Consider the following 23,344-nt stretch of genomic DNA (forward strand, 5'->3'; position numbering starts at 1 on the left):
TGCCCTAGGCCTCCAGCGTCGTCGCCGCGTCGCGGATGACATCGAGGACGAAGCCGGGGTGGGAGAGCATGGGCACGTGGCTGCTGTCGACGTCGAACGTCTTCGCACCCATGCGCTCGGCGGCGGCCCGTTCCAGGTCCGGGTTCACGGTCCGGTCGTTGTTCGCGACGATGTACCAGCTCGGCTTCGTGCGCCAGGCGGTGCCGGGAACCTGCTGGTTGAACAGATCGGCGACCGGTACGGCACCTGTGGCGAGCACCAGCTTCTGTTCCTCGGCCGGCAGATCGCCGCAGAAGTCGCCGATGCCCGACTCGCGCAGCCAGACGCGGTCGTCGGCGATCTCGACGTGATCGAAGATGGGCGTGTGGGGGAACTTGTCCTGCTGGCCCTGTGAGGTCTCGTCCTCGTCCGGGGCGAGCGCGGCGATGTAGACGAGAGCGCCCACGCGGTCGTGGAGACCCGCCTTGGTGATCAGGGTCCCGCCGTAGGAGTGACCGACGAGCACGACCGGGCCGGGTACGTGGTTGATGGTGCGGGTGACGCACGCGACGTCGCCCTCGAGCGAGTCGAGGCCGTGCTGCGAGCTGAGGACGTTGTGGCCTTCGGCCAGGAGCGTGGGGACGAGCTTGTTGAAACACGAGCCGTCGGCCCAGAGGCCGTGAGCGAATACGACGCTTGCCTTGCCGGCCATGACCTTCTCCTCAGCGGACACCAACTCGCGGAGATCACTACCTTGAGTGCGTTCGCCGTCACTCTAGGTGGGAGAGGCGGGTGCCGCTCGGCGTCGGTTGTCCTACGGCATGCCGTGGAGGTGACTGGTACGGGGTCGCGTACCGGACGTGCCCTCGGTGGCCGTCGCCGAAGTGCGGGCCCGGCCGGGGTCGTCGGTGGGCCGGGGGAGTGGTCCGGTGGCGGGCAGGGTGCCGGTCAGGGGCGTTCCGGGTGGGCGCTGCGGATGATCAGTGACCGCAGTTCCTCCACCGCCCGGACCCGGGCGCCGGCCAGCTCGGGTTCGTCCACGGTCGCGGCGACGACCGGCACGGGGCGGGGCGAACGGGTGAAGTGTTCGCCGATGGCCGTGACCACATCGGGCCGCAGCCCCCATCCGCCGCCGACGACGATCAGCTGGGGATCGGCGAGCGAGACGGCTGCCGCCAGCACGCCGCCGACGGCGCGCGCCAGTGCGTCGAGTGTCCGCCCGGCCCGTGCCCCGTCGCCGGACAGTGCCTCCCGTACGGCGTCGGTGTCGATCGCGGTGGAGGCGGGGCGGCGCAGGCCCAGGGCGGCGAAGACCTCCGTCAGCGGCATCGCGCGCCCGTCCGGTCCGACGGTGGTCAGGTGCGCCGTCTCCCCGACGAGGCCGCGGTGGCCGCGGCGTACCACGCCGTCGCTGACCACCGCGCCGCCCAGGCCCTCGCCCAGATGCAGGTAGAAGAAGTCGTCCACGCCCTGCGCGACCCCGCGGCGGTGCTCCGCGCGGGCCGCCCAGTTGACGTCGTTGTCGACCAGGACGGGACCCGTCACCTGGGGTGCGAGGATCTCGGACGGGTCCAGCTCGCCCACCAGGAAGGGCGCATCGGGCAGGTGGACCAGTCGGCCGGTCGCCCGGTCCACCGGATCGGCCGCGCTGACCACGGCCACGCGCAGCGCTCCGGCGTCTTCCGCCGCCAGGGCCGCGGCGGCGCGAGCCAGTGCGCTCGCCGCCACGTCCGGGCCCGGCGCCGGGTCCAGCGGCACGGTGTGCCGGCCGTGTCCCGTGCCGTACGCGTCGACCGCCTCGGCGACGACACCGTGCGGGGTGATCGAGGCCACCAGTGCCCGTCCGTGCCCGGCCAGTGCGTAGTACGAGCCCACCCGCCCCCGGCCGGTGGTCCGCTCGCCGGTGTCCACGACCAGGCCCGACTCCTCCAGGCGTCCGACCGCCTCGTAGATCGTGGGCTTGGAGATCCCGGTGTGCGCGGCGATCTCCGCGCGGGTCAGGCGCCGGTGCTCCATCAGCGCGCGCAGCACGTTCTCGTCGGTCAGCGCGCGCAGCAGGTCCAGTGACGGCTTGGTCGGCGTCATGTCCGCCATTCTAGTCAGGAGTGTTGCCTAAAAGGCCACGGGCGCCTACGGTCGTATTAGTTAGGAGTCCTGATCAAAGGAGTCGGGCGTTGACGCACGCAACCGAGACCCACCCCGCCACCGGCCTGCCGCACTGGGAGACCACGCCCGACGACCTGGCCGGCGCCATCCGCGAGATCAAGGCCGCGCTGAGGGCCCGCATCGAGTCCTCCGGCCGCACCGTGGCGGAGGTCTTTGCCGCGGTCGAGGCCCGTGTCGAGGCCCGCATCCGTGAGATCGAGGCCGACCGCGCCCGCGGCGAGGAGGTCTGGCCCGTCCTCGGCTACGAGGCGATCGAGAACGGCACGGTCACCCCCGAGCAGACGGCCAAGCTCAAGCAGCGCGGCTGCCTGGTCGTGCGCGGCCACTTCCCCCGCGAACAGGCGCTGGCCTGGGACGCCGACATCGTCGACTACGTCGAGCGCAACCAGTTCTTCGAGAACTACACCGGTCCCGGCGACGACTTCTTCGGCAGCGTCGGCTCCAAGCCCGAGATCTACCCGGTCTACTGGTCCCAGGCCCAGATGCAGGCCCGCCAGTCCGACCGCATGGCCACCGTCCAGTCCTTCCTGAACTCCTTCTGGAAGGACACCGGCGACGACGGCACCCAGTGGTTCGACGCCGACCGCGACGCCCTCTACCCCGACCGCATCCGCCGCCGCCCGCCCGGCGCCGACTCCTCCGGCCTGGGCACCCACTGCGACCCCGGCACCCTGGACCTGTGGATGACCACGGAGTACCAGAAGGCGTTCCGCCACCTCTTCGACGGAACCGCCGAGCAGTACGACCCGTGGGACGCCGCCCACCGCACCACCGGCCCCCAGTACCCCGGCTCCACGATGTGCTCGGCCTTCCGCACCTTCCAGGGCTGGACCGCCCTGTCCGACATGGACAACGACCAGGGCGTCCTGCACACCGTCCCGATTCCCGAGATCATGGCCTACCTGCTGCTGCGCCCCCTGCTGCCGGACGTCCCCGAGGACTCCATGTGCGGTGTCCGCACCAACCAGGTCTTCCCCGTCACCAAGCGCTGGCACCCCGCCCTGTACCGGGCCCTGTCCCCGATCCCCGACGTCAGGGCCGGCGACTCCGTGTGGTGGCACTGCGACATGATCCACAGCGTCGCCCCCGTGCAGGACCAGAAGGGCTGGGGCAACGTCATGTACGTCCCCGCAGCTCCCTGGTGCGCCCGCAACGAGCGCTATGCCGCCGAGGTCCGGGAGGCCTTCGTCACCGGCTCCAGCCCCGGCGACTTCCCCGAGGAGCACTACGAGCGCGCCTGGACCGGCCGCTTCACCGCCGACCAGCTCAACGAGACCGGCCGGCGCGGCCTCGCCCTCGACTGAGGACGCCACCACGCACGTTCGCAACGGATGCTCCACGCCGTGGAAGTGCCCTCCGCCCGGACTCCGGGGACAGGAAGGCACTTCCACGGCTCCGTACCGACGACGGCAGCGCCCGAACGGAACAACGGAACAACGGAACAACGGAACAATCGGGCTATGGGCGCTCCTTCATCCGGTCGACGATCGCCCACTCCACCACATGCGACAGCTGGATGTAGGTCTTGTCGCCGGACGCCGAGGTCCGTTCGTCGCGGAAGCCCAGGAATTCATAGGACTTCGGGTCGAAGATGAGGTACTTGCCCTCCGCGAGCGGACTCTTGGGACACGCGATCCCCACCCCGGTGCGCCCGGCGGAGTCCTTCACCCCCGGGATCGCCTCGACACCGGGCACCAGGGCCAGCGCCTTGTACGCGGCGGGACGCAGCCCCTGGGGCAGCACCGGCCACTTCAGGAGCTCACCGAGCATGAAGTAGGCGTCGAACCAGTCCATTTCGCTGAAGTCGCTCGTCGACCTGCTGGACGAACCGAGGTCGGTGATGACCGGAATGAGTTTCTCCGGGTCGGTGGGCAGCTTCTTCAGCTCGCTCCACTCCCGGGGCGGCCACACGCCCTCGCCCCTCTTCAAGGGCTCCTCCCAGATCACCCGGCCGAGTTCCATGGTCAAGGAGCGCTTGGAACCGTCTACGGAGTCCCAGTTCACGTCCTCGTAGGTCTTGACCGCGCCGCTCCCGCGTTCCGTCTCCTTGATGATCCGCTTCGAGTAGATGAACTGGTCGTCGCGCGGCGCCACGGGCTTCTCGTTCCGGCCCGTCTTTGCTGCCGCCCCGTTCAGCACGGTGACGGCGCCGACGTTGCTCATCCTCGGGGTCGCCGTGCCCGATACGCGGTCGGAGCGATCGCCCCTGTCGGCGCCGCCCTCGGCGATCAGTACCGCCCCTCCCGTGACCGCCACGGCGACCACCGCGGCGGTCGCGAGCCGGAGCGCGTGGCGTCGGCTGGGCGCCGCGTCGGAGTGCCGTTGCGCGCGCACAATCGTGTTCAGCAGCCGGTGGCGGGCCTCCGCGCGGGCCGGGTCGGTGAGCGCGGCGGCGTCCGTGTCCCAGTCCCGCAGGAGTTCGAGTTCGTCAGTCATGGCCGGGTACCTCTCGCAGTGTCGTCGGGTCGGATCCGCCCAGCGCTTCCCGTAGCTTGCCGCGAGCCCGGTGCAACCGTGATCTGACGGTGCCGACGGGGACATCGAGGGCCTGGGCCACCTCCTCGTAGCCGAGACCGCCCCACGCCACCAGCAGCAGCACGTCCCGGTGCCGTGCGGACAGCGCGGCCAGCCCCGCCGCCAGTTCACGGCGTACGGCCTGTGCCCCCACCCGGGCCGCGGCACGGTCGGCCAGCGGCTCCTCGTGATCGGCCGGAGCCGGGACGCGGGCCATGGCCTTGAACCGGCGACCCTCGGCCCGTCGGTGTCGGCCGACCAGGTTGGTCGCTATACCGAACAGCCAGGGCCGGGCACCGTCCCCCGTCGACCGCGAGGGGTCGTACCGGTGCCGCTGCTGGAAAGCGGTGGTGAAGGTCTCTGCCATGAGGTCGTCGGCCGGCTCGCCACCGAGCCTGCGGGCCAGATAGCGATGCACCTCATCCGCGTACCGGTCGAAGAGCACGGCGAACGCTTCGGGCTCGTCCCGGGACCGCGCAATCACCGAGGCATCGCTCTCCGCCCCCGTGCGGACGCCTGGCTCCACGGTCATCGGGGCTCCTCTCGTTCAAGGGAACATGCTTCGAAGGCTTGGGCTTTCACCACTCCTTCGCCGCTCGCCCCCGCTGAGTTCCCTCGGCCGCCGGTCGTGCCCCTCGACGTGCAGCGCGAGTGCGTCGAGCGGTTCCCATCCCAGCCGTCCTCGTGCTGTCGTGCACGAGCGTTCAAGCCCCCGCCGTCCGCAAGGCGCACGCTGGACCCATCGGCTCGATCAGCCAAGGAAGCGCAGCAATGACCGAGAACGCCTCGACAGCACCGATGGGCCTTGACGCGACGGAGAAGGTCCGCCTGGCCGTCTACCACGGATTCGCACGTACCGGCCGGGCTCCGGGCCTGTCCGAACTCGCGGCACTCACCCGGCTCGGTCCCGACCAGGTACGTCAGGAGTTGCGCACCCTTCACACACGTCATGATCTGGTCCTGGATCCGCAGGACAGCGACCACGTCGTGATGGCCCACCCGTTCGCCTCCGTGCCGCTCGGCCTTTCCGTCATGGGCGCGCACACCCTGTGGTGGGGCGGCTGTGCCTGGGACTCGTTCGCCCTGCCGCACATGCTCAAGGACGAGCCCGACGTGCTGGTCGCCACCCGCTGTCCCGCCTGCGACACCCCGCATGCCTGGGTGGTCGGCCGAGCGGCACCCCCGAAGGGCGGCCAGGCGGCCCATTTCCTCATCCCGCGGCCGCCAGTGCCTACTTCGCCGAGGTCGGCCTGCACGGCTCCTTCTGGGGCCTGCCCGACTGAGATCCGGATCCCGCTCTCCGCCCTGTGCTCAACGCGGCTCCACGCCCGGCCAGGCGTGCGGGTACGGCACGCACAGTGTCTCGGGCGCCACGGGAGTGTGGTCCGCGGCGGCGTGCAGCCGGCCGTCGCGCACGACGACGGCTCCGCTGCTGCGCATGGCCGTGACCAGGTCGTCGGCGAGGGCTTCGGGCGCCAGGTCCAGCAGCCGGGCGGCGTCGGTCAGCCAGGCCCGGGCGTGCAGGTACGGTTCGATCTCGTCGGCCGGGATGCCGTCGCGGATCATCAGGGCGAACGCGAGGATGCGGCGGGCGCCGTACCAGACCGCCCCGTCCGGGTCGTCGACGAGCCGCTGGGCGCGGTGCAGAGCGGCGGCCAACGCCGCGTCGGCGTTGGCCGGGATCGGTCCGTGGGAGGGAAGGAGTACTCGGGGGGCGAGGTCGGCGAGGCGTTCGAGGGAGCTGAGCGCGGTGGCCGCCGCGTCGGGGCCGTCGAGCGCGAGGTTCACCCAGCCGACGTCGTAGTCCGACAGCGCGTCGCCGACCACGAGTAGGCGCTCCTCCGGCTGCCACAGAGCCAGGTGCCCGGGGGTGTGCCCAGGGGTGCGGACGACCTGCCAGTCGGCGTCCCCCAGGCGAAGGACCTGCCCGTCGTCGAGCGGGATGTCGACGGTGTACGGGGCGACGGGCTGGTCGAGGTACTCGGCCGCGCAGCAGCCGGGATCCCGCCTGCCGATCGCCTCGGCCTCCGGGGCTCCGGCGGCGATGGTGGCGCCCTTGGCCTGGAGGAGGGCGTTGCCGCCGACGTGGTCGGAGTGCCAGTGGGTGTTCACGACCAGGTCGATGTCCCCGGCGTGCGAGCGGGCCCAGGCGGTGGTCTCCTGCGCGTGCCCGACGAACCCGCTGTCGATCAAGGCTGGTTGCCGTCCGGGCAGCAGGAGGGTGTTGGCGTCGGGGAAGGGGCGCTGCCACCAGGTCAGCCAGGACGGCAGGGCGGGAGCGGGCGGCTGGGGGCGGCTCATTCGGCGGGCCTGTGCAGACGGAAAAGCGTCTGCTGGCCGTTGGCGACGAGCGTGCGGGCGCCGTCGGCCCGGACGCCGTACACCTCCAACTGGCAGACAGTCAGCGTACGTCCGGACTTCAGGACCGTCCCGATCGCCTCCAGGTGGTCGCCCGCGGCGGGCGCGAGGAGATTGATCTTGTACTCGACGGTGACGACGTCGGATTCCTCGTCGAACAGGGTGAGCGCGGCGTACCCGCCGGCGCTGTCCGCGATGGCGCTGGTGGCGCCCGCATGGACGTAACCGTGCTGCTGGGTCACCTCGGGGCGGGCCGGGAGCACGATGTGTACGCGGCCGGGCCCGATGTGAGTGATCCGCGCGCCGAGGTGGGACATCAGGCCCTGTCGGTCGAAGCTGTCCTGGACACGCTTCTGCACCGCGGGACTTGCCTGTTCGTGTTCCTGCTGCGTCCGGTCTGCCACGTACGTGTTCTCCCTCGGATCCGTGTCGGGTGGAGCGGGACGGGTTCTCAGTCGGCCGGGCGTTCCATGTCCGGCGCGGACGGCCGCCCCGGATCAAGGTTGGCGGCTTTCCGGCATCGGCTGTCCGGTCGCCGGTGGTAGGCATCGCCGCAGGCTTTCACAGTGCTGGGCAAGCGTCGCAGCCGGCCGAGCGGCGCCCTCGTGCGCGGCCCCGGCCGCGACTCGGCCCTCGTACTGATCGAGGCCCGGGCCTGGGGGCTGTGCCTGGTAAAGAGGCAGGGTGAAGCGGCCGGTGCGCTGCGGCCGTTCAGTGGCGGGAGCGTCGGTGGCTCTGGTGACAGAACTGTCACACTACGCAACACAACTGGCTGCCGGGCCGGGGGGTCTAACTGTGCATGACGACGGCACATTGCCTGACAACGGCACATTGCCTGACGACCGAGCGCGGCGACACCGCGCGACACATGCACCGGGGGACACGTTGAACACGCTTGCACGCAAGGCCCGTACGTCGGTGGCGATTTCGGGGACGGCCCTGCTGCTGGCCGCCGCAGGCTTGGGGCTCGCGCCGGCCGCTTTCGCGGACGAGTCGCAGCCGCCCACGCTGGCGGTCGCCACCGCCGCGCCGGCGGAGGTCGGACTGGCCGGCCTGCCGGTCGCCTTCACCACCAAGGTCTCCAACACCGGCGCCTACGACTCCTCATCGACCCGGCTGATCTACCGGATCGACGGCGGAGCCGGCCTGCCGCCGAACGCCGTCAGCCTCCAGTACCAGCTCAGCGGCACAGAGTGGAAGACGGTGCCGCTGACGTACGCCGACGGGAAGTTCTCCGGGGAGATCCCCGAGACCTTCGCGCTCGCCGCGGGCCAGTCCCGCACCGTGCAGCTGCGCATCGGCGTACCCATGGGCACCCCGCACAACGGCGACAGCGACGGCGGGACCCAGCAGCTGAAGCTGACCACTCTCGTCTCCCACGGCGCCTCCGGAGCGGCCTCCGACACCGACGACGACACCATCAAGGTCGACGGCCTCGGCACCGCGCTGTCCGGCGTCCCCGCGACCGTGACCGCCGGCGGCCCTGCCGTCGGTTTCGAGGCCACGGTGACCAACCCCACCCCCTCGGGGTATGAGAACGTCACCGACACGCTGATCACCAACAGGTACGCCTCCGTGCAGGTGCTGCGCTCCGGGACCTGGAAGACCCTCACGCCGGTCACCTCGGACGCCGAGGCCGACGTGTACGGATTCGACGTGATCGGCAAGGACGCCTCCCTTGCCGCGCACAGCAGCACGGTCGCCAAGGTCCGGGTGACGTACCGCAAGGACACGCCCGCCGGAAAGGCCACCGTGCAGTCCTGCGTATTCGTCAACCAGGGGTCGACACCGTTCCGCGGCACCACGTTCTGCGGCGAGCGCGCGACCCTGACGGTACTTCCGGCGGGCTCCGCCGGAAGCACGTCGACCCCGACCCCGACCGCCTCCGCGTCCCCCTCCTCCTCCTCCTCGACCCCGACTCCGTCCGCGACCTCGAGCACGTCCGGGGCGGGCACGCAGCTGGCCGAGACCGGAAGCAGCGGGACGTCCACGATCGCCGCGGCCGCCGGTGCCTTCGTGCTGGCCGGCGCGGGCGCACTGGGCGCCGTGGCTCTGCGCCGCCGCCGCACGCGGGCCTGACCCGCAGGCAGCCCAGGCACCTCCCGCCCGGCCAGGACGGGAGGTGCCTGTGCTCGGCTGATCACCCGAGCGCCCGCCAGACGCTGATTCGCGTCCGGAGCTGACTGCCAGTCATGCAAGGAACGTACAAGACCAGGGGAGAGCAGTAGCCGCACGCTGGTCACATGACCGAACCCCATGCAGCCGTGAACCTCGCCCACAAGCTCTCGCTGTTCGATGAGCTCTGGGCGCAGAAGAAGATCGCCGATCTGAACGACTACGAGGTCAAGCTCGCCAAACTGAAGGGCGAGTTCGTCTGGCACACCCACGAGGACACCGACGAACTGTTCCTCGTCATCAGCGGCCGGCTCACCATCCAGCTCAGGGACGGGGACGTCGTGCTCGAACCGGGTGAGCTGTTCGTGGTTCCCCGGGGCGTCGAACACTGCCCCGTGGCGGAGGAGGAGACCGCCATCCTGCTGCTGGAACCGGCAGGGGTCCTCAACACGGGTGACGCGGGCGGCCCGCTCACCCGGGCTGCCGAGCCCCTTGGCTGACTTTCGTTCTTGCGGCGTTCACCGTCATGGGAGGCGCCGGCGCGGTGGCATTCGCCGAAGACGGCACCACCCCGGCGGGTTCAAACGGCAGGGTGTCTCGCTCGCCTACCTGACGGACGCGCAGAACAGCCTGGGCACAGCCCTGTTGCAAGTGGCTCTGCGCGCCGGCGGCCTCGAGACCACGGAGAAGATCCGCCTCCTCAACAAGGCGGCCGGTGAAACCGTGCCGCCGTCTCCTGCTCGCATCTGCACCGTCTCACCCTCGGTGGGACGTCCGAGACGTACGAGACGCGGCACGGACCGGGGCCGGTGAGGTGTTCCCGGCGGTGGGCGGGTGTCGAGGAGTGGCTCCCGGCCCTGGGTATCGAGCGTGGGATGGGTGTCTGTGCTGTTTATGCCCGGGCGTGCGAGGCTGTCTGTGCCCAGGCGTGCGAGCAGGCGCAGGTGCCCGACCACGTCGAGAGTGCAGTTCTCCCAGTGCGCGTAGAGACCGCGCTCGGCCTCCTCGAGGAAGATGTGCCGGGCGGTGTTCAGGCCCGGCATCGGCCGCCGGCCGAAGAGGAGTCCGGCGAGGCGGTTCCCGGCGAGCACGACCGCCGGCGGCCCGTAGTCGCACTACGCCGCTCGCGGGATCAACGGCCCCGTCGACGATCTGCTTTTCGCCATCCATCACGGCATCCTCTGCTGGGCTGCACGTGCGCGGCTGACCGCCGGCGCTGAACAGGACGAGCCGGGGTGCGCCCTTCTCGTGGCGGAGCCAGTGCGTTCACTCTCAACTCAATGCAACGTTCCCGGTGATGCTCGTTGCTTTAGGTTCAGAATCGTTGCAACGAAATCACGGCATCTGCCTGGGAGAATGCCGTAGTTGTGCAACATGCATGTTGCCTGATGTCTGAATGCAACGTAGCGTTTCTCTCATCGGAAACAGCAAGTCGAAGGAGTGCATCATGCAGAAGTTCGCCACCCCCGCCCCCGTCCAGGCCGTCCTGGACATCCCGGCCGGGCGCATTCAGCTCATCGCCGCCGACCGCGACACCACCACCGTCGAGGTCCGGCCCGCGGACGCTTCGAAGGGCCGTGACGTGAAGGCGGCCGGACAGGTCCGGATCGCCCACGAAGACGGCGTCCTGCGGATCGAGGCCCCGCAGGCGAAGAACCGCATCCTCGGCAACATCGGTTCGGTCGAGGTGACCGTGCAACTGCCCGCCGGCTCCCGCGTCGAGGCGAAGTCGGCTGCCGCCGAACTGCGCGGTGTGGGCCGCCTCGGGGACGTCGTCTTCGACGGTGCGCACGGACCGGTCGAGCTCGACGAGGCGGCGGGCATTCGCCTCACCGGTCTGGACGCCACCGTCTCGGTCGGCCGTCTGAACGGTTCCGGCGAGATCAGCACCCTCAAGGGCGACCTGACGATCACCGAGGCCGCGGGCGGCACACTCACCCTGAGCACCCAGCAGGGCGACATCACCGTCGGCGCCGCCCGCGGCGTCTCGGCCACCCTGGACGCCGGCACCGCCTACGGCAGGATCCACAACACCCTGACGAACACCGGCAGCACCGCCGGCGCCGGTCTGACCGTCAAGGCGACCACCGCCTATGGCGACATCACCGCCGGCAGCCTGTGACACATCCACCGGAGATCACTGGATGAGCAACCCCGCCGCCGTGCTGGACGGCGATCCGCTCAAGTGGCCTCGGGAGGTGTCGACGTCGCTGTACACGAGGTGGTGATCCGAGTACGGGCTGGGGTGCGTACCTTGTGCGAGCGGGACGACGTCGCGCAGGAAGATGTAGTCGAACTTGCTCTGCCAGTCGGTGGTCGGCTTGCAGGCGCCTCCTGACGCGGGACGGCACTGAGGGTCCGCGTCCGCGGCCAGCGACCACAGGGGAGCGAGTTCGGGCGCGTCCGGCACGGCGTTGAAGTCGCCGAGAACGATCGCGCGGTCGTACCGGGCGATCTCCGCGGCGAGCACGCGGCCCTGGTCCGCCCGGACCGCCTCCTGACGTCGCTGAGCGAGATGCGTGGCGAAGACCCGGACGGACCTGCCGCCCACCACGGTGCTGACGGCCATGTACCCGCGGTCCTCGGACCCTCCGTCGGGGTATTCCACGCTCACGCGATCCGTCATCGGCGCCGCCGACAGGACCGCCTGGCCGAAGGCTCCCGGGCTCCATGGTGCTCCGCCGCAGCGGCTCCAACTGCGAAGGACCATGCCGTACTCGACGTGGTAGACCAGCCCGTAGAAGCTCTCCAGATAGTCCCGGATCCTGTCGACGTCACGTACGCACGCTTCCTGCAGGGCGACGACCTGGGGTGCGTACGTGGCGATCTCCGCCGCGCGGTCGACGTTGCTCCGGGCGCAGGGGTTGCAGAGGTTCCACGTCATGACCCGGTTCGACACGACGTCTGCGGCGGCGCCGGCGGGCAGCGGTCTGGCGGAGGGGGCGCCGCTGGGCGCGCTGGGGCCGACGAGCACCACGCAGGCCACGGTCATCGAGGCCGCCAGCAACCGCGTGCCGCTTCCGAACACCATCGCCTCCTCGCAAGTGGCACCCGATGGCATCTGACGTCTCCTCGCACGAGGTTACTGGGGCGGGCCGGTCGGTCGACAGAGGGGCCGTGCGGTATCCGTCCCGCCCGGATGATGGCGATACCTTTCCGGCATGTGCATTTCGACAGGCGAGGCCGCGTTCTCCGGCACGATCGTCTACTGCGGGCGACAGCACCACCAGGTGCACGGCCTCGTCCACGTCCTGGGCTACCAGAACACCGCGGTCAACCTGGCGGACGGCCCCAACGCCATGTTGCTGCACCTGCCCACCAGGCAGCTCACCCCCCATCACTTCCTCTCCACAGGGCGCGACGGCGACGTTCTGCACCGTATGGTGGCCGCCGTGGAACGCGGCGCCGCCACAGACGACGGCATGGCCTGGATGAGTGGGGAACCGCAGACGGTCCAGGTCTTCGACCACGACGTCTACACGGTGCTTGTGGCGCACGACCCCACCGCGGTCCTTGCCGCGCTCCAGCAAGTGCCGCCGCACCGGCGCCCCGATCTCGAGCCGGACCTTCTGGCCTTCTACGCCGACCGCTTCCCCGACCACACCATCGCTGTGTGCTGCTTCGACAACGCCGACGCGCAACGCGCCAAGCCCCTGCTGTTGTGGTACGCGCCCCTCGATCCCGATCGGCTGACCGTGCCGGCGCTGGACAGCCACACCGGCAAGGCGCCGGACCTCGACGCCGACGTACCTGTGGACCACTGGGTCCTGCTGTCCACCGACCAAGCCTCCGCCGACTGGGGCACCCCTGTCGACTACCCCGGGGACATGCGTCACCGTCTGCGCACCTTCCTGCCCTCCGCCGTCATGGGCCGGCGCTACGGCGAAGGGCAGGTCCTGCCCAACGGAGACTTCACCATCAGCCACCGCGACCTGCTCGCCGGCGACCTCGACCGCATCGAGCGCCTGCAACCGGCCCACCGCTGAAGGGTCTGACGGCCACAGCCACGGCACGTCGGCCGAACCCGGCAGCACCCGATGCCGGGGACGGGAGCGGGGGTGCAGGGCCTCGATCTCCCGGCACCCCCGCCGGTCAGTCGTGCTGGTACGCGGGTGGGGTCACAGCTCCTCGACGAAGTACGGCTCGACCGTCATCCAGCCGTTGCCCGACGCGCCGTTGAGACGGCCCGAGGAGTTCTTGGCCAGGGTGTACCACGACTCGACGTAGTCGGGGTCGTCGGTGAACCAGGAGTCGGGGATGGCGCTGAGGAGCGCGTTCACCAGGGGGATGTAGGTGCCCTGGTCGGTGACGGTGAGCAGGGCCGTGGTGATGGCAGTGGCCAGCGCGCGGTAGTTGGTGCCGTCGTCGTCCTCCATCATCACGACGTCGGCCAGGTTGTACTTGTAGTTCGACCAGTTCACCAGGATCTGGTTCGGGTAGTAGGTGGTGCCGTCGTAGTCCAGGTACGGCATGTCCACCGAGTCGACGCGTGCCTTGCCGTCCAGGCCGAAACCGGTGACCAGGGAGAACATCTCGGCGGCGCCCTTGAACCAGGGCTCCTCGTCGTCGTTCACCTCGATCGCGTCGACCTTGGTGGCCCACCAGCCGCCCGTGTCCTGCGCCTTGGCGAGGCCGGCCTGCGAGGTGAGGCCCTTGGCGGCCAACGCCTTGTCCAGGACCGCGAGTCCGGCCCGGTGGGCCTTGGTGACGTCGATGTCCAGGACGTACAGGGGACGGTCGGGCACGCGGGCGGTGCTCACGGTGTGGGCGCGGCCCTGACTGTCGTAGGCGGTGAGGGTCTTCGCGTCATCGTCCGTCGCCGCGACGGCGACCCAGGGGGTGGTGTCGGTCTTCAGATGCGCGCGCATGGAGGGCGCGCCCAGGCGTACCCGCAGCAGTGAGCCGGTCGAGGCAGGCAGCCCCTTCAGTTCTGCGAGGCGCCGGTCGGCGGCGGAGACCGAGGCGGTCAGCTTCCGCCCCGCGGGTCCGGCGGACTTGCCGGCCAGGGCCTGCAGGTCCACCTCGTCCGTGGCGAGCGAGGCCGTGCGTACCTGCGCCCGCCACTGCGAGTCGTGCAGCGACGAGGCCAGCGACCGGGCGATCTGGTTCTCGATGTCACGGACCGGGGACTTCTGCTGGGCCGTGGCCGGGCTGTCCGTGGCGGTCGCCGCCGAGGCGATGGCCGGCTGGACGCTGCCGCCGATGACCGCGCTCAGCATGACGCCGATGAGGGCGCCGCGACGCTTGCTTGCTCTGCTCACCTTGCTCCTTGGATTGTCGGTGAGTGCCGCACCGCGGGGGCGGGCGGCCGTCTGTGGGGTGGGCGGCTCCGGGTCTTGCCGGTAGCCGGTGGTGTCAGGGCTGCGCACCCGGTGCCGGCCGGCAGGGTCGGCACCATGAACCATTTAGTTAGCCGGTTCATGACATATGACGCGCGTAGAATCAGTGCATGAACAGATGGCTACGGACCACCGCGTCGGCCGACGCCGGGCCGCGCGGCCGAAGAGGCCCCGGGCTAGCAGGAGTTGTTGTCGGCCGGACGTCGGCGGTCGTGCTCCAGTGAACTCAGCATGATTTTCTCGGTGCCGCGCAGATACACCTCGGCCGCGCGCTGAGCGTCCTCGCTCTGCCGGTCGACGACCGCGCGCACCACCGGCGCGAGCCGTTTCCACGCCTGTGCCGGGTCCTCGAACGGCGCCCGCAGCGCAGCCCGCACGGGGAGGTAGGCGTTGAACAACGTGTTGGTGAGGAGTACGTAGACCCGGTTGCCGGTCGCGCGTGCCAGCTCCCGGTGCACCTCCACGTCGGCGAGCTGGATCGTGGCCGCGTCCGGGGCGTCGGCCACCAGTTGGAGCAGTTCTTCCAGGCGCCGGGCCTGCCGCGCCGTGCGCCGGACGGCCGCCCGGCCCGCGATAAGGATGCCGATGTGCCGGCGTGCCTCGAAGATCTCCCTCAGCCAGCCGGGGTCCTGCGCGGCCAGCATGGGGAGCAACTCGGCGCCGCCGAGCCGCAGATAGTCGAGGATGCGGGTGCCGATGCCGTGCTTGGTGCTCAGCAGACCCGACTTCTCCAGCCGTGTCAGGGCGTGTTTGAGGGTGGTGCGCGTGACACCGTACCCGGCCGCCAGCTCCCGCTCGGGGGGCAGCAGGGAACCGGGCTCGTGAGTGCCGTTCAGAATGGCCTCACGCAGCCGTGCTTCGAGCAGGTCGACCACGGTTTGGCGCGGAATGCTGTCGACGGCCACGGAGGATCTCCCGAGACTGCAATCGGATGGTGCGGCGGCTCACTGGTTGAGTGGCTCAGCCACCACCACAGTGAAGCAGCCTCCGTCTGCGCCGTCAATTACCTCGCATCACAAGGGAGTTGCCGACGGAGGGGCGGGCATCCGTGCTGCCCGTGGCCGGGATGGACAGCCGCCTTCGTATCCTCGTACCGACGCTCGTACCGACGCACAGGAATGCGGGCCGACCGGGAGGGGAAGCGGATGGCCTTCGGAAGGCAGAAGCGCGACGAGCCGTTCGAGGCGGTGCACTGGGACGAGATCACTCGGTTCACGGTGGGCACCGTGATGCGGAACACGGTTCGCAGGTCGAAGCGCGGCGAGGGCCCGCACGCCGTGCGGTTCATGAGGACACGCGCAGGCGACGAGTACATGGTCCCCGGCGTCTTCATCATCCCCCTGGAGCCGGCCCGGCCGCTGTCGAAGGGTGGATTCCGCCTGTACGAGGACGAGGACAGCCGACTGTTGCTGTGCACGGTCCTCCCGGACGGCTCCGACCGCTACCGGGTGACCGACGCCGCCGGCCTTGAACTCGGCTCGGTCCGCCGCACCCCGGTCGCGAAGCGGCTCACCCAGCAGAGCCTGTGGATGGAACAGCCCGGGTATCCGCCCGTCGTGGCTCTCCGTAACTGGGCCAGAGGCGGTCCAGGGGCTGCTCTGGGCCGCGGGGTGGGGCATGTCCTCGAAGGGGTCGTCGACTCTGTGCTGTCCTTCGGCTCCGACGAAGTGGCGGACTCCGGTTCAGCTCCCAAGCCGGTGGTCTGGACGGTGGGCGCAGAAGCAGCGGAAGAGGGGGGCCCGGACGGAGGGTACAGAGAAGCCGTGTTGACCTGTCCGCGAGCGAACCAGAGGCACACGTGGTACTTCGTCATGCGGGAAGGCTGGTTGGACAAGCGCCTTGCCTTCGCACTCGTGGTGCTGCGCGAGAGTGAGGCTTTCGGGGCCGACCGCCGTTGACGGACCCCGAGCGCCCCGCCTCGCGCTCGGGGCACCGGAGTACGGCGTCAGCCGTTGTTCCGTACCTCTTGGAGCAGGGCCTCGGCCGCGAGGAGCCCGAGGCTGTGGGAGGCCAGAGGGCTGTCGCCCGTGAGGAGCTTGCGGTCCTGGTGGGTCCTGCCGGTCATGTCATCGTTGACGACATGCATGCCCTGCTCTCTCAGCAGACCGGCGACGAGCCACTGCAGGCGGCCGGGGAGGTAGCCGATGTCGAGATTCGGTCCCTCGTCGAGCGAATCGGGGAAGACGCAGACCGAGTACCCCTTGAAGGGCGACTCCTTCTTGCCCAGCGAGGCGGCGAGCAGCGCGGCCGGCCCGTGGCACAAGGTGATGACGAACTTGTCGTTCGCCAGCGCCCAGTCCAGGGTCCCGGTCACTGCCTCGCTGGTCGGCAGACCGACCACGGCCCCGTGTCCGCCCGGGATGAAGACGGCGACGTAGTCCGAATCCTCGCCGAGGTCGTTCTCGACGACATCGGCAAGGTTCCTGGGCGCCTTGAGCTTCGGCTTGAGGGCCTCGTACGTCGCCTTGACGGCAGCGTCCTCGTCCGGCATGGCCCACAGTTCGAGCTTCGCCGGGTAGCCCCCCACCGTGGCGACGTCGATGTCGAAGCCCGTCTCCATCAAGTGGTGAGCCGGCAGCAGCATTTCCACGGGATGGTTTCCGGTGGAGAACATCTTGCCGTTCTCCAGCAGAACGTAGCGTTCCGCCGCCGCCACCATGAGGACCTTCAGCTTCCCTTTGTAGGCGCCCTTGTGCTTCACCCCATCGAAGTCGGTCTTCGGCGCGGTGTACTGACTCAGCGAATACGGTGAAGGGAAGTACGCGTTGTCCTCGGCCGGATCTGGGGTGGGGTCCCTGCTCAGATCTTCCGCGGCAGAAGGCATGCTGACGACCTGCTTTCACAAGCGGCTGAAAGTCTCGGCAGTGACGGTGAAAGGGGCGCACTGCCGGAGAGGGGCAGAATCGACTGTCCCTTCGAGATGATCCATGACGATGCTAGCGCGCCCCTTTCGACCCGGCAGGTGGATCTTGTGGCGGAACGGGGCGTGGTTCAGGACACCACGGGAGCGGCGTCCGTGACCTCGCTCAGGCGGACCGTGCACAGCCCGCGCGGCTCGCTCTTCACCTCCGTCACCTTGAGCTGGGTACCCGGCGTGAGGATGTATTCCTCCTCGCCGGTGAAGGCGGAGAAGCTCTTGATCCCGACCGCCCGGGCCGGCGTCACCTCGAAGAGGGTCCGCTTGCCGCGACTGCCCAGGAACGCCCTGGCCACCTGCAGCTCGGAGGTACACGAGGAGACGCCCCACCAGGTCACCGTCCGGCCCACCGGGTACTGCGCCCGAAGGTCCAGCGACACCCCGCGCCACAGCGGCTGCGTGTAGGCCGGCAGCTCCGAGACCGCCGAGAACAGCAGCCGCAGGTAGGGCAGGTAGGGCGTCAGCCCGGTGCGGTCGGGGGAGCGCAGGACGCTGTTGATCTCGCGGTAGAAGGCTGACTCACAGGTGTAGAGGTGGAGTGCGGCGATCGCGTCGGCGGACAGGCCGCCGCCGGCCTCCTGGTCCGCCCGCCGCTTGCCGAAGTCGTGCGAGCGCCGTATGTGTCCGGCGAGCCCGGACAGCACCGCGGAAGCCGGGGCGACGGCGTTCTGGAAGTCCATCAGCGCAGTGTCGAAGACACCGGTGATCGCCGGCAGGACGAGGCCCTCGTCCTTGACGCCGGTGAGGCGCTCCAGGTACAGCTGGTGCAGGTTCATGGTCGACTCGATGAAAGCGCCCATGCGCGCCGCGACACCGCCGTCCGCACCGCCCGCGCCGGTGGCCGTTTCGTTCCATCCCTTGCTCGGCAGCCAGTCGATGCCGTCGGCGCCCAGCGAGGCCAGAGCGTCGTTGACCTGGGTGAAGTGGTCGCCCTCGCAGAAGATGTCGCCCTGTGCCGCCGGGTTCGCGTGGTCGAGGTGGCGGACCTCGACGTCCGGGTACTTCTGCTGGAGCCGCAGGACGACCCGCTTCAGGCTGCGGGCATGCGCCCCCCACCACGCGAACACGACGCCGCGGTCCTCCTCGGGCGCGTCCTGCTTGGCCTTGAGGATCTCCTCGACGATCCGCTCGGCGACCGGCCGCCAGAACGCCGTGTGCTGGTCGGCCCCCATCGCCCCGTCGCCGCTCGCGGTCAGCGACGCGTTCAGCAGCAGCACGCCCTGCGTCAGCATCGCCTGGAACCACTCCGGCGGCTGGACCGTGTCCCGCTCCTTCAGCAGCGCCCGCACGTCGGCGATCGGGGTCTTCTTGGCGATGCCGTACTTCCACATCGCCGCCGCCTTGATGAGGCACCTGATGCTGACGACGCGGCCGAACTGGCTGTCCTTCCAGTCGCTGAAGGTGTTGTCGAACATGGCTATGCCGGTGGCGCTCTCCGGCCGCGGATACGGGTTCTGGCCGAAGACCACGACCTTCCACTTGTGCGGCGGGTTCGGCTTGAGCGCCTGGAACGTCAGCTCGCGGACCGGGACCACCTCGTGGCTGCGGCCCTTGCCGATGAACCGCGCGGCGTCCGGCTGCGCCTCGATGACCGGCTTCAGCAGCGGGAGCCAGGCCTCCCCGCCACCCTCGAAGAGCTCGGCCAGGGCGAGGGGGTCGTTCATATCGGGCTGGGACTGGGGCTGGGACTGGGGCTGGGAGTGCTGCGGCTGGCCCGGAGCCGGGACGCCGGTCGTCGATCCGGTCATGGCGATGGCGCTTTCGCTCGTCGTGGCGGGAGGAGAGGCGGGAGTGGGAGCGGCAGCGGGAGTTTCGGGCGTCGGCGCGGGGGCGACAGGCGTGACGGTCGTCGGCGGCACGATACGTACCCGCTGGTCGACGGGCGCGTTCTCGATCCCGTGGAGCTGGGAGACGATGGTGGAGCGAAGCTCGTCGTCGTCCTCGAACCAGTGGTCGTGGAAGAGCGTGTAGCCGGTCCACATCAGGTTGGCGCACACCCGGGCCGGCACCTGGCCGGTCTGCGCCCCCAACCCGACCAGTGCCACGGACCGGATACTGCCCGGCTTCTTCCGGTTCTGCCGGTGGACGGCCTGGAAGGCGGCCGCGCACGCCAGCGCCACGTTCAGCGTGGCGCTCACGTTCTGCGAGGACCGCACCATCGTCGGCGTCGATATCAGGTAACGGGGGACGGTCGCGCCGGACGGGACGCAGACGGCGCTGCCCACCGGCATGGGTCCGGCGAACCGGTCACGGATCGCCCGCTGGACACGCACCTGGATGCCGGACCCCAGGTACCGCTTGATGACGGCGTCGACCCCGCCGTCCATCCGGCCCCGGGAGTTCGTGGGGGTGACCCAGGCGTCGACGTCCTCGTCGAGGATCGAGCCCTTGCGGATCTCGATACCGGGGGTGTCGGCGAACGCGGCGCGCCACGCCTCCACCACATGCTCGTTGACGTCCGTCAGTACCACCCTGAGCGTGGGCAGCACAGTGCTCTCGGTCATCGTCCACTCCTGTTGTGCAACAGCGGTTCCAAGACCTCGAACGTATCCCCTGCCACTGACAACGCAGCCCCGACAAGGGACCGGTGACCTGCCGTCAGGATCGGGGCGGGATCCCGGGCCTGTTGCAGGGCCTGGAGGCGTGGCGCTCGCTCGGGGTGGTCATGCTGATCAGGGGCGGGCGTCGGCGATCTCGATCATCCGTCATGTCATCGGTCGAGACAGTTGCATCCGGGACATCGAACCCAGCCCGGCCGGCCAGGTCTCGGTTGTATGTAGTGTGCGGAAATGACAAGAAGCGTGCGGCTCGCGGAGCAGTTGGACTGGTACTGGCGCAAGAACCTGCGGCCGCGGCTGGACGGTCTTACCGATGAGGAGTACTTCTGGGAGCCGGTGCGCGGCTGCTGGAACATCCGCCCACGTGGCACGTCGGCCGCACCGATGTCGGCGGGTTCGGGGGAGTGGACGATGGACTCCGCGTCCGCTGATCCGGTGCCGGCGCCGGTGACCACGATTGCCTGGCGGCTTGCACACATCATCGTCTCGTGCCTGGGCTATCGAGTCGGATGGCACTTCGGCGGCCGGGAGGCCGACTCCCATACATTCGCCTACGCGGGGACCGCCGGCGAGGCGCTGATGCAGCTCGATGAGACGTACGGGAGATGGAACGCGGGGGTCCGCGCGCTCTCGGACGCCGACCTGGAGAATCCGCCCACGGCGGGGCCCGAGCGGCGTCCCATGGAGGGCATCGTCCTGCACGTCAACAGGGAACTGATCCATCACGGCGCTGAGATTTCCCTGCTGCGCGACCTTTACCGCTGGCAGGACGGAGCCGTACCCCACCGAACATGACTTTTCGGTGACCGGCGATCCGGCCGCGGAAGGGTACATGGACTCCGTGACGCTCCGTGGCTGCTGGATTCTCGGCGCGCGCGGTGCGGCTGGAGCAGGCAGTGACCCGGGTGCCACCACTCGGCGTCGGGTTGCTGCCATGGCCAGAGATCAAGGACGGCAGTCCCCCTCGGATCCCGCAATGAACCAGGCCGGTGGGGCGGGAAATTCGGGTGTCCTGTTGGTGCGGCCGTGCGAGCATCGGCGGGTGATCGACGATGAGGAGCTCATTCCCGCCGACCTGATCGGGAGGCGACTGCTGAAGGCGACCACGGCTTGGCATCACCACGCTGACGACGAGCCGTCGCTGGTGCACCTGTGGCTTCACCTGGAGGGGCTGGGCCCGGTGCTGTTCCACACGCCCTCGACGGGTGTGGATGTGCGGGCCGACCAGCCGCACGGACCGTACTCGACGGAGGCGCACGGAAGCGTCTTCGTGGCCGACGACTCGCCGGATGTTCCGGTGACCCGGTTTGTCGGACAGCCGATCCGCTCGGTCCGGCAGATCCACTACGACGACGGCCACGTCGGCTTCACGGCCGGCCTCACGCTCCAGTTCCCCGGCGGGAGCATCCGTTTCCTCGGACTCGATGACGACCTCCTCATCGCCCACAACCGGCATCTGGGTGCTGTCGAGGCCCACCTGCACGAGGACGTGATCATCGCGCGAGCAGTACAGACCTGCGGGAGCTGCCCGTCGCAGTGGGACGCCTGGACGACCACGGGCCAGTACCTGTACCTGCGGTACCGGCACGGCCAGGGAACCGTCGAGCAGCATCCGAGCGGGGACATCGACACCTGGGACGGCGAGGAGTCGAGCCTCTGGACCAGCTGGGATGACGGAACCAACGGTGGCCGGATCGAACTCGCCGATTTCCTCGCCATGGCCGGCTTGCAGCTGGCTCCGGACGCCGAGGTCCACACCACGCCGCTGCTCGTCCCGAAGGCCTGAGAACGATGGTCACGCACCCCAGCCGCGATTACGCGATCACCGCGATGTACTCCGTGCCCGACGACGCCTGGTACCTGGAACTGGACCTCGTCCGGGAGCAACGGGCCGTGGTGACCGCGGTCATCCCCGACGAGGACCCGGCACGCGAGCCGACGGTGTGCTTCGATCCCCGAGGACGGCACCTGGACATCCCGTACGAGATCATGCGCTGGTTCATGGACCAAGTCGCGGATGAGATCCGGACGTCCCGCGCCTGGATGCGGCTGAGGCCCGAGCTGGTGCAGGTCATCCACCGCTTGCGCCAGGAGTATCTGGGCGCCATCGATGACGCCGACTTTCCCGACGTTTTCGCCGAGCTGGGCGTCGCCGTCCCCGAGGCCGATCTCCCCATCGTGCTTGCGGCCGCCTTCGGGCTGCATCCCGATGGCACCCCCATGGACGGCATGCAGGCGTTCCAGCTCGTCGCCGCGGGCGCGGTGGAGTGATCACCGTCCCGCCGTCTCCGCGTCCGAGGTCAGCGGCTCGTGTCGAGTCGGCTGATCAGTTGCCGGTCGGCGGCCCGCCGACCAGCCGAGGTGGGCGACGCTGTTGCGGACGCGTCGGACCAGGGGGACGCCGCCTGCGGCCGGCGGCTACCTCTCCGGCCTTGGACGGTCAGCCGGTGAACAGCTGCGTCCCTATCACGGCAAGGAGCGCCAGGCGGTCGGCGTCCTCGGTCCCGGGCTGGGCTGTGTAGACCATGATGCGCAGGTCGCTGCCGACTGCACTGAGCACGTCGCAGTCCAGCGTCAGTGCGCCGACCTGGGGATGGTCGATGGTCTTGCGGCCGGCTTCGTGCTCGCCGACGGCGCCTGATTCCCACAGGTCGTTGAAGTGGTCGCTGCGGCGGCGCAGTTCGGCGATGAAGGACTGCAGGTTCGCATCGTCGGGATAGCGGCCGGAGGTGCGGCGCAGATCGGCCACGAGCGCCGCCTGCAGTGCGCTTCTGGAATCGGCGGTGTGGCGTACGCGGCTGTCAGGGTTGAGGAAGTTGCGCCAGACCCCGTTGAGGTCATTGCCGTGCCATTCCCCCATGAGTGCCGTGTAGAGGGGGTTGGCGAGCAATTGGTTCCAGGCGGCGTCGAAGACGGCGACGGGCGTGCCGGTCAGCCGGTCGAGCATGCGGTGGACCCCGGGCGTGATGTGCCGAGGCACCGTGCCGGGGCCCGGTGGGACGAGACCGGCCAGACGGAAGAGGTGGGCTCGTTCGCCCTCGGTGAGTCGCAGGGCGCGGGCCAGGGCCTCGACGATCTGAGGTGAGGGCTTGGTGGCGCGTCCCTGTTCCAGCCGGACGATGTAGTCCGCGGACACGCCGGCCAGCTGAGACAGCTCCTCACGGCGCAGTCCGGCGGCGCGCCTGCGTCCGCCCATGGACAGACCGACGTCCTGGGGCGAGACACGATCGCGCCAGTGACGCAGGGCCGCCCCGAGTTCTGTGGTCGCCATGCCCTCGATTGTGGCAAGAGAGACGTTTGCCTGTCCTGGTACTGCCGTTCCCAGGAAAACGGGTCTCCTGCCTAATCGTCCGCTTCTCGCCGACCGTGGAGACATGACAGAACCGCGCCGCACACCC

At 69.7% G+C, this 23,344-nt stretch carries 21 protein-coding genes and 2 pseudogenes; 10 read left to right on the forward strand and 13 right to left on the reverse strand.

Translation table 11 applies throughout. From position 1 onward, the window contains the following. Positions 1–4: 4 nt before the first annotated feature. The gene (locus ACZ7OY_RS23515) at positions 5–691 is read right to left on the reverse strand and encodes an alpha/beta fold hydrolase (protein WP_471913162.1); all 687 of its coding nucleotides are present in this window, start codon (positions 689–691) and stop codon (positions 5–7) included. A gap of 236 nt (positions 692–927) precedes the next feature. Then, the gene (locus ACZ7OY_RS23520) at positions 928–2,064 is read right to left on the reverse strand and encodes an ROK family transcriptional regulator (protein WP_471913163.1); all 1,137 of its coding nucleotides are present in this window, start codon (positions 2,062–2,064) and stop codon (positions 928–930) included. Positions 2,065–2,153: 89 nt separating this feature from the next. On the opposite strand from ACZ7OY_RS23520, the gene ACZ7OY_RS23525 reads away from it, so the two are divergent. Then, the gene (locus tag ACZ7OY_RS23525; protein ID WP_471913164.1) at positions 2,154–3,449 is read left to right on the forward strand and encodes a DUF1479 domain-containing protein; all 1,296 of its coding nucleotides are present in this window, start codon (positions 2,154–2,156) and stop codon (positions 3,447–3,449) included. A gap of 154 nt (positions 3,450–3,603) precedes the next feature. On the opposite strand, the gene ACZ7OY_RS23530 is transcribed toward ACZ7OY_RS23525, so the two are convergent. The 4 genes from ACZ7OY_RS23530 to ACZ7OY_RS23545 all read right to left on the reverse strand — a co-directional run bounded on the left by ACZ7OY_RS23530 (position 3,604) and on the right by ACZ7OY_RS23545 (position 7,334). Continuing rightward, entirely contained in the window at positions 3,604–4,581 is a 978-nt protein-coding gene (locus ACZ7OY_RS23530; RefSeq protein WP_471913165.1) for a CU044_5270 family protein, read from the reverse strand. Further along, entirely contained in the window at positions 4,574–5,191 is a 618-nt protein-coding gene (locus tag ACZ7OY_RS23535; RefSeq protein WP_471913166.1) for an RNA polymerase sigma factor, read from the reverse strand. The genes ACZ7OY_RS23530 and ACZ7OY_RS23535 overlap by 8 nt, the downstream gene beginning before the upstream one ends. A 779-nt stretch (positions 5,192–5,970) precedes the next feature. Next, the gene (locus tag ACZ7OY_RS23540; protein ID WP_471913167.1) at positions 5,971–6,960 is read right to left on the reverse strand and encodes an MBL fold metallo-hydrolase; all 990 of its coding nucleotides are present in this window, start codon (positions 6,958–6,960) and stop codon (positions 5,971–5,973) included. After that, complete coding sequence (locus tag ACZ7OY_RS23545; RefSeq protein ID WP_471913463.1) at positions 6,957–7,334, reverse strand: PaaI family thioesterase; 378 nt, start codon at positions 7,332–7,334, stop codon at positions 6,957–6,959. Before ACZ7OY_RS23545 ends, ACZ7OY_RS23540 begins: the two co-directional genes overlap by 4 nt. Before the next feature lie 568 nt (positions 7,335–7,902). On the opposite strand from ACZ7OY_RS23545, the gene ACZ7OY_RS23550 reads away from it, so the two are divergent. Both ACZ7OY_RS23550 and ACZ7OY_RS23555 read left to right on the forward strand, forming a co-directional pair. Then, complete coding sequence (locus tag ACZ7OY_RS23550; RefSeq protein WP_471913168.1) at positions 7,903–9,096, forward strand: hypothetical protein; 1,194 nt, start codon at positions 7,903–7,905, stop codon at positions 9,094–9,096. 164 nt (positions 9,097–9,260) lie between these two features. Beyond that, a complete protein-coding gene (locus tag ACZ7OY_RS23555; RefSeq protein WP_471913169.1) occupies positions 9,261–9,632 on the forward strand; it encodes a cupin domain-containing protein in 372 nt (123 codons plus the stop codon). Positions 9,633–10,061: 429 nt separating this feature from the next. Here the strand turns inward: ACZ7OY_RS23555 and ACZ7OY_RS23560 are convergent. After that, a pseudogene (locus ACZ7OY_RS23560) lies at positions 10,062–10,223 on the reverse strand (MmyB family transcriptional regulator); the annotation flags it as partial. Here ACZ7OY_RS23560 and ACZ7OY_RS23565 point away from each other — a divergent pair. Beyond that, positions 10,219–10,314: pseudogene (locus ACZ7OY_RS23565) on the forward strand (NAD(P)H-dependent oxidoreductase); the annotation flags it as partial. The pseudogenes ACZ7OY_RS23560 and ACZ7OY_RS23565 sit on opposite strands and share 5 nt — an antisense overlap. A gap of 265 nt (positions 10,315–10,579) precedes the next feature. Continuing rightward, positions 10,580–11,254 (forward strand): DUF4097 family beta strand repeat-containing protein, encoded by a 675-nt coding sequence (locus ACZ7OY_RS23570; protein WP_471913170.1) that lies wholly within the window; start codon positions 10,580–10,582, stop codon positions 11,252–11,254. Positions 11,255–11,269: 15 nt separating this feature from the next. Here the strand turns inward: ACZ7OY_RS23570 and ACZ7OY_RS23575 are convergent, their stop codons facing one another. Beyond that, positions 11,270–12,163 carry an endonuclease/exonuclease/phosphatase family protein gene (locus ACZ7OY_RS23575; protein WP_471913171.1) on the reverse strand — a complete coding sequence of 298 codons (894 nt, stop codon included), beginning with the start codon at positions 12,161–12,163 and terminating at the stop codon, positions 11,270–11,272. A gap of 130 nt (positions 12,164–12,293) precedes the next feature. Between ACZ7OY_RS23575 and ACZ7OY_RS23580 the strand changes: the two genes are divergently transcribed. Beyond that, on the forward strand, positions 12,294–13,118 hold the full coding sequence (locus ACZ7OY_RS23580; protein ID WP_471913172.1) for a hypothetical protein: 825 nt from the start codon (positions 12,294–12,296) through the stop codon (positions 13,116–13,118). A gap of 132 nt (positions 13,119–13,250) precedes the next feature. Here the strand turns inward: ACZ7OY_RS23580 and ACZ7OY_RS23585 are convergent, their stop codons facing one another. After that, positions 13,251–14,393, reverse strand: a complete 1,143-nt coding sequence (locus ACZ7OY_RS23585; protein WP_471913173.1) for a DUF3103 family protein — start codon at positions 14,391–14,393, stop codon at positions 13,251–13,253. Positions 14,394–14,647: 254 nt separating this feature from the next. Further along, complete coding sequence (locus tag ACZ7OY_RS23590; RefSeq protein ID WP_471913174.1) at positions 14,648–15,376, reverse strand: FadR/GntR family transcriptional regulator; 729 nt, start codon at positions 15,374–15,376, stop codon at positions 14,648–14,650. Positions 15,377–15,616: 240 nt separating this feature from the next. On the opposite strand from ACZ7OY_RS23590, the gene ACZ7OY_RS23595 reads away from it, so the two are divergent. Beyond that, positions 15,617–16,369, forward strand: coding sequence for a hypothetical protein (locus ACZ7OY_RS23595; protein WP_471913175.1), 753 nt, complete (start codon positions 15,617–15,619; stop codon positions 16,367–16,369). 47 nt (positions 16,370–16,416) lie between these two features. Here the strand turns inward: ACZ7OY_RS23595 and hchA are convergent, their stop codons facing one another. Next, positions 16,417–17,295: a glyoxalase III HchA gene (gene hchA / locus ACZ7OY_RS23600; protein WP_471913176.1), complete on the reverse strand. Its 879-nt coding sequence runs from the start codon at positions 17,293–17,295 to the stop codon at positions 16,417–16,419. 167 nt (positions 17,296–17,462) lie between these two features. After that, positions 17,463–19,892 (reverse strand): ADP-ribosyltransferase domain-containing protein, encoded by a 2,430-nt coding sequence (locus tag ACZ7OY_RS23605; RefSeq protein ID WP_471913177.1) that lies wholly within the window; start codon positions 19,890–19,892, stop codon positions 17,463–17,465. Positions 19,893–20,177: 285 nt separating this feature from the next. On the opposite strand from ACZ7OY_RS23605, the gene ACZ7OY_RS23610 reads away from it, so the two are divergent. From ACZ7OY_RS23610 to ACZ7OY_RS23620, 3 genes are all read left to right on the forward strand, one after another. Then, entirely contained in the window at positions 20,178–20,741 is a 564-nt protein-coding gene (locus ACZ7OY_RS23610) for a DinB family protein (protein ID WP_471913178.1), read from the forward strand. Between the two features lie 247 nt (positions 20,742–20,988). Further along, positions 20,989–21,732: a hypothetical protein gene (locus ACZ7OY_RS23615; protein WP_471913179.1), complete on the forward strand. Its 744-nt coding sequence runs from the start codon at positions 20,989–20,991 to the stop codon at positions 21,730–21,732. A 5-nt stretch (positions 21,733–21,737) separates the two neighbouring features. Beyond that, positions 21,738–22,217 (forward strand): hypothetical protein, encoded by a 480-nt coding sequence (locus ACZ7OY_RS23620; protein ID WP_471913180.1) that lies wholly within the window; start codon positions 21,738–21,740, stop codon positions 22,215–22,217. A 169-nt stretch (positions 22,218–22,386) separates the two neighbouring features. Here ACZ7OY_RS23620 and ACZ7OY_RS23625 read toward each other — a convergent pair whose 3' ends face one another. Then, positions 22,387–23,217, reverse strand: a complete 831-nt coding sequence (locus tag ACZ7OY_RS23625; protein WP_471913181.1) for a helix-turn-helix transcriptional regulator — start codon at positions 23,215–23,217, stop codon at positions 22,387–22,389. Positions 23,218–23,344 lie beyond the last annotated feature (127 nt).

The organism is Streptomyces sp. NPDC107559, from assembly GCF_055657365.1.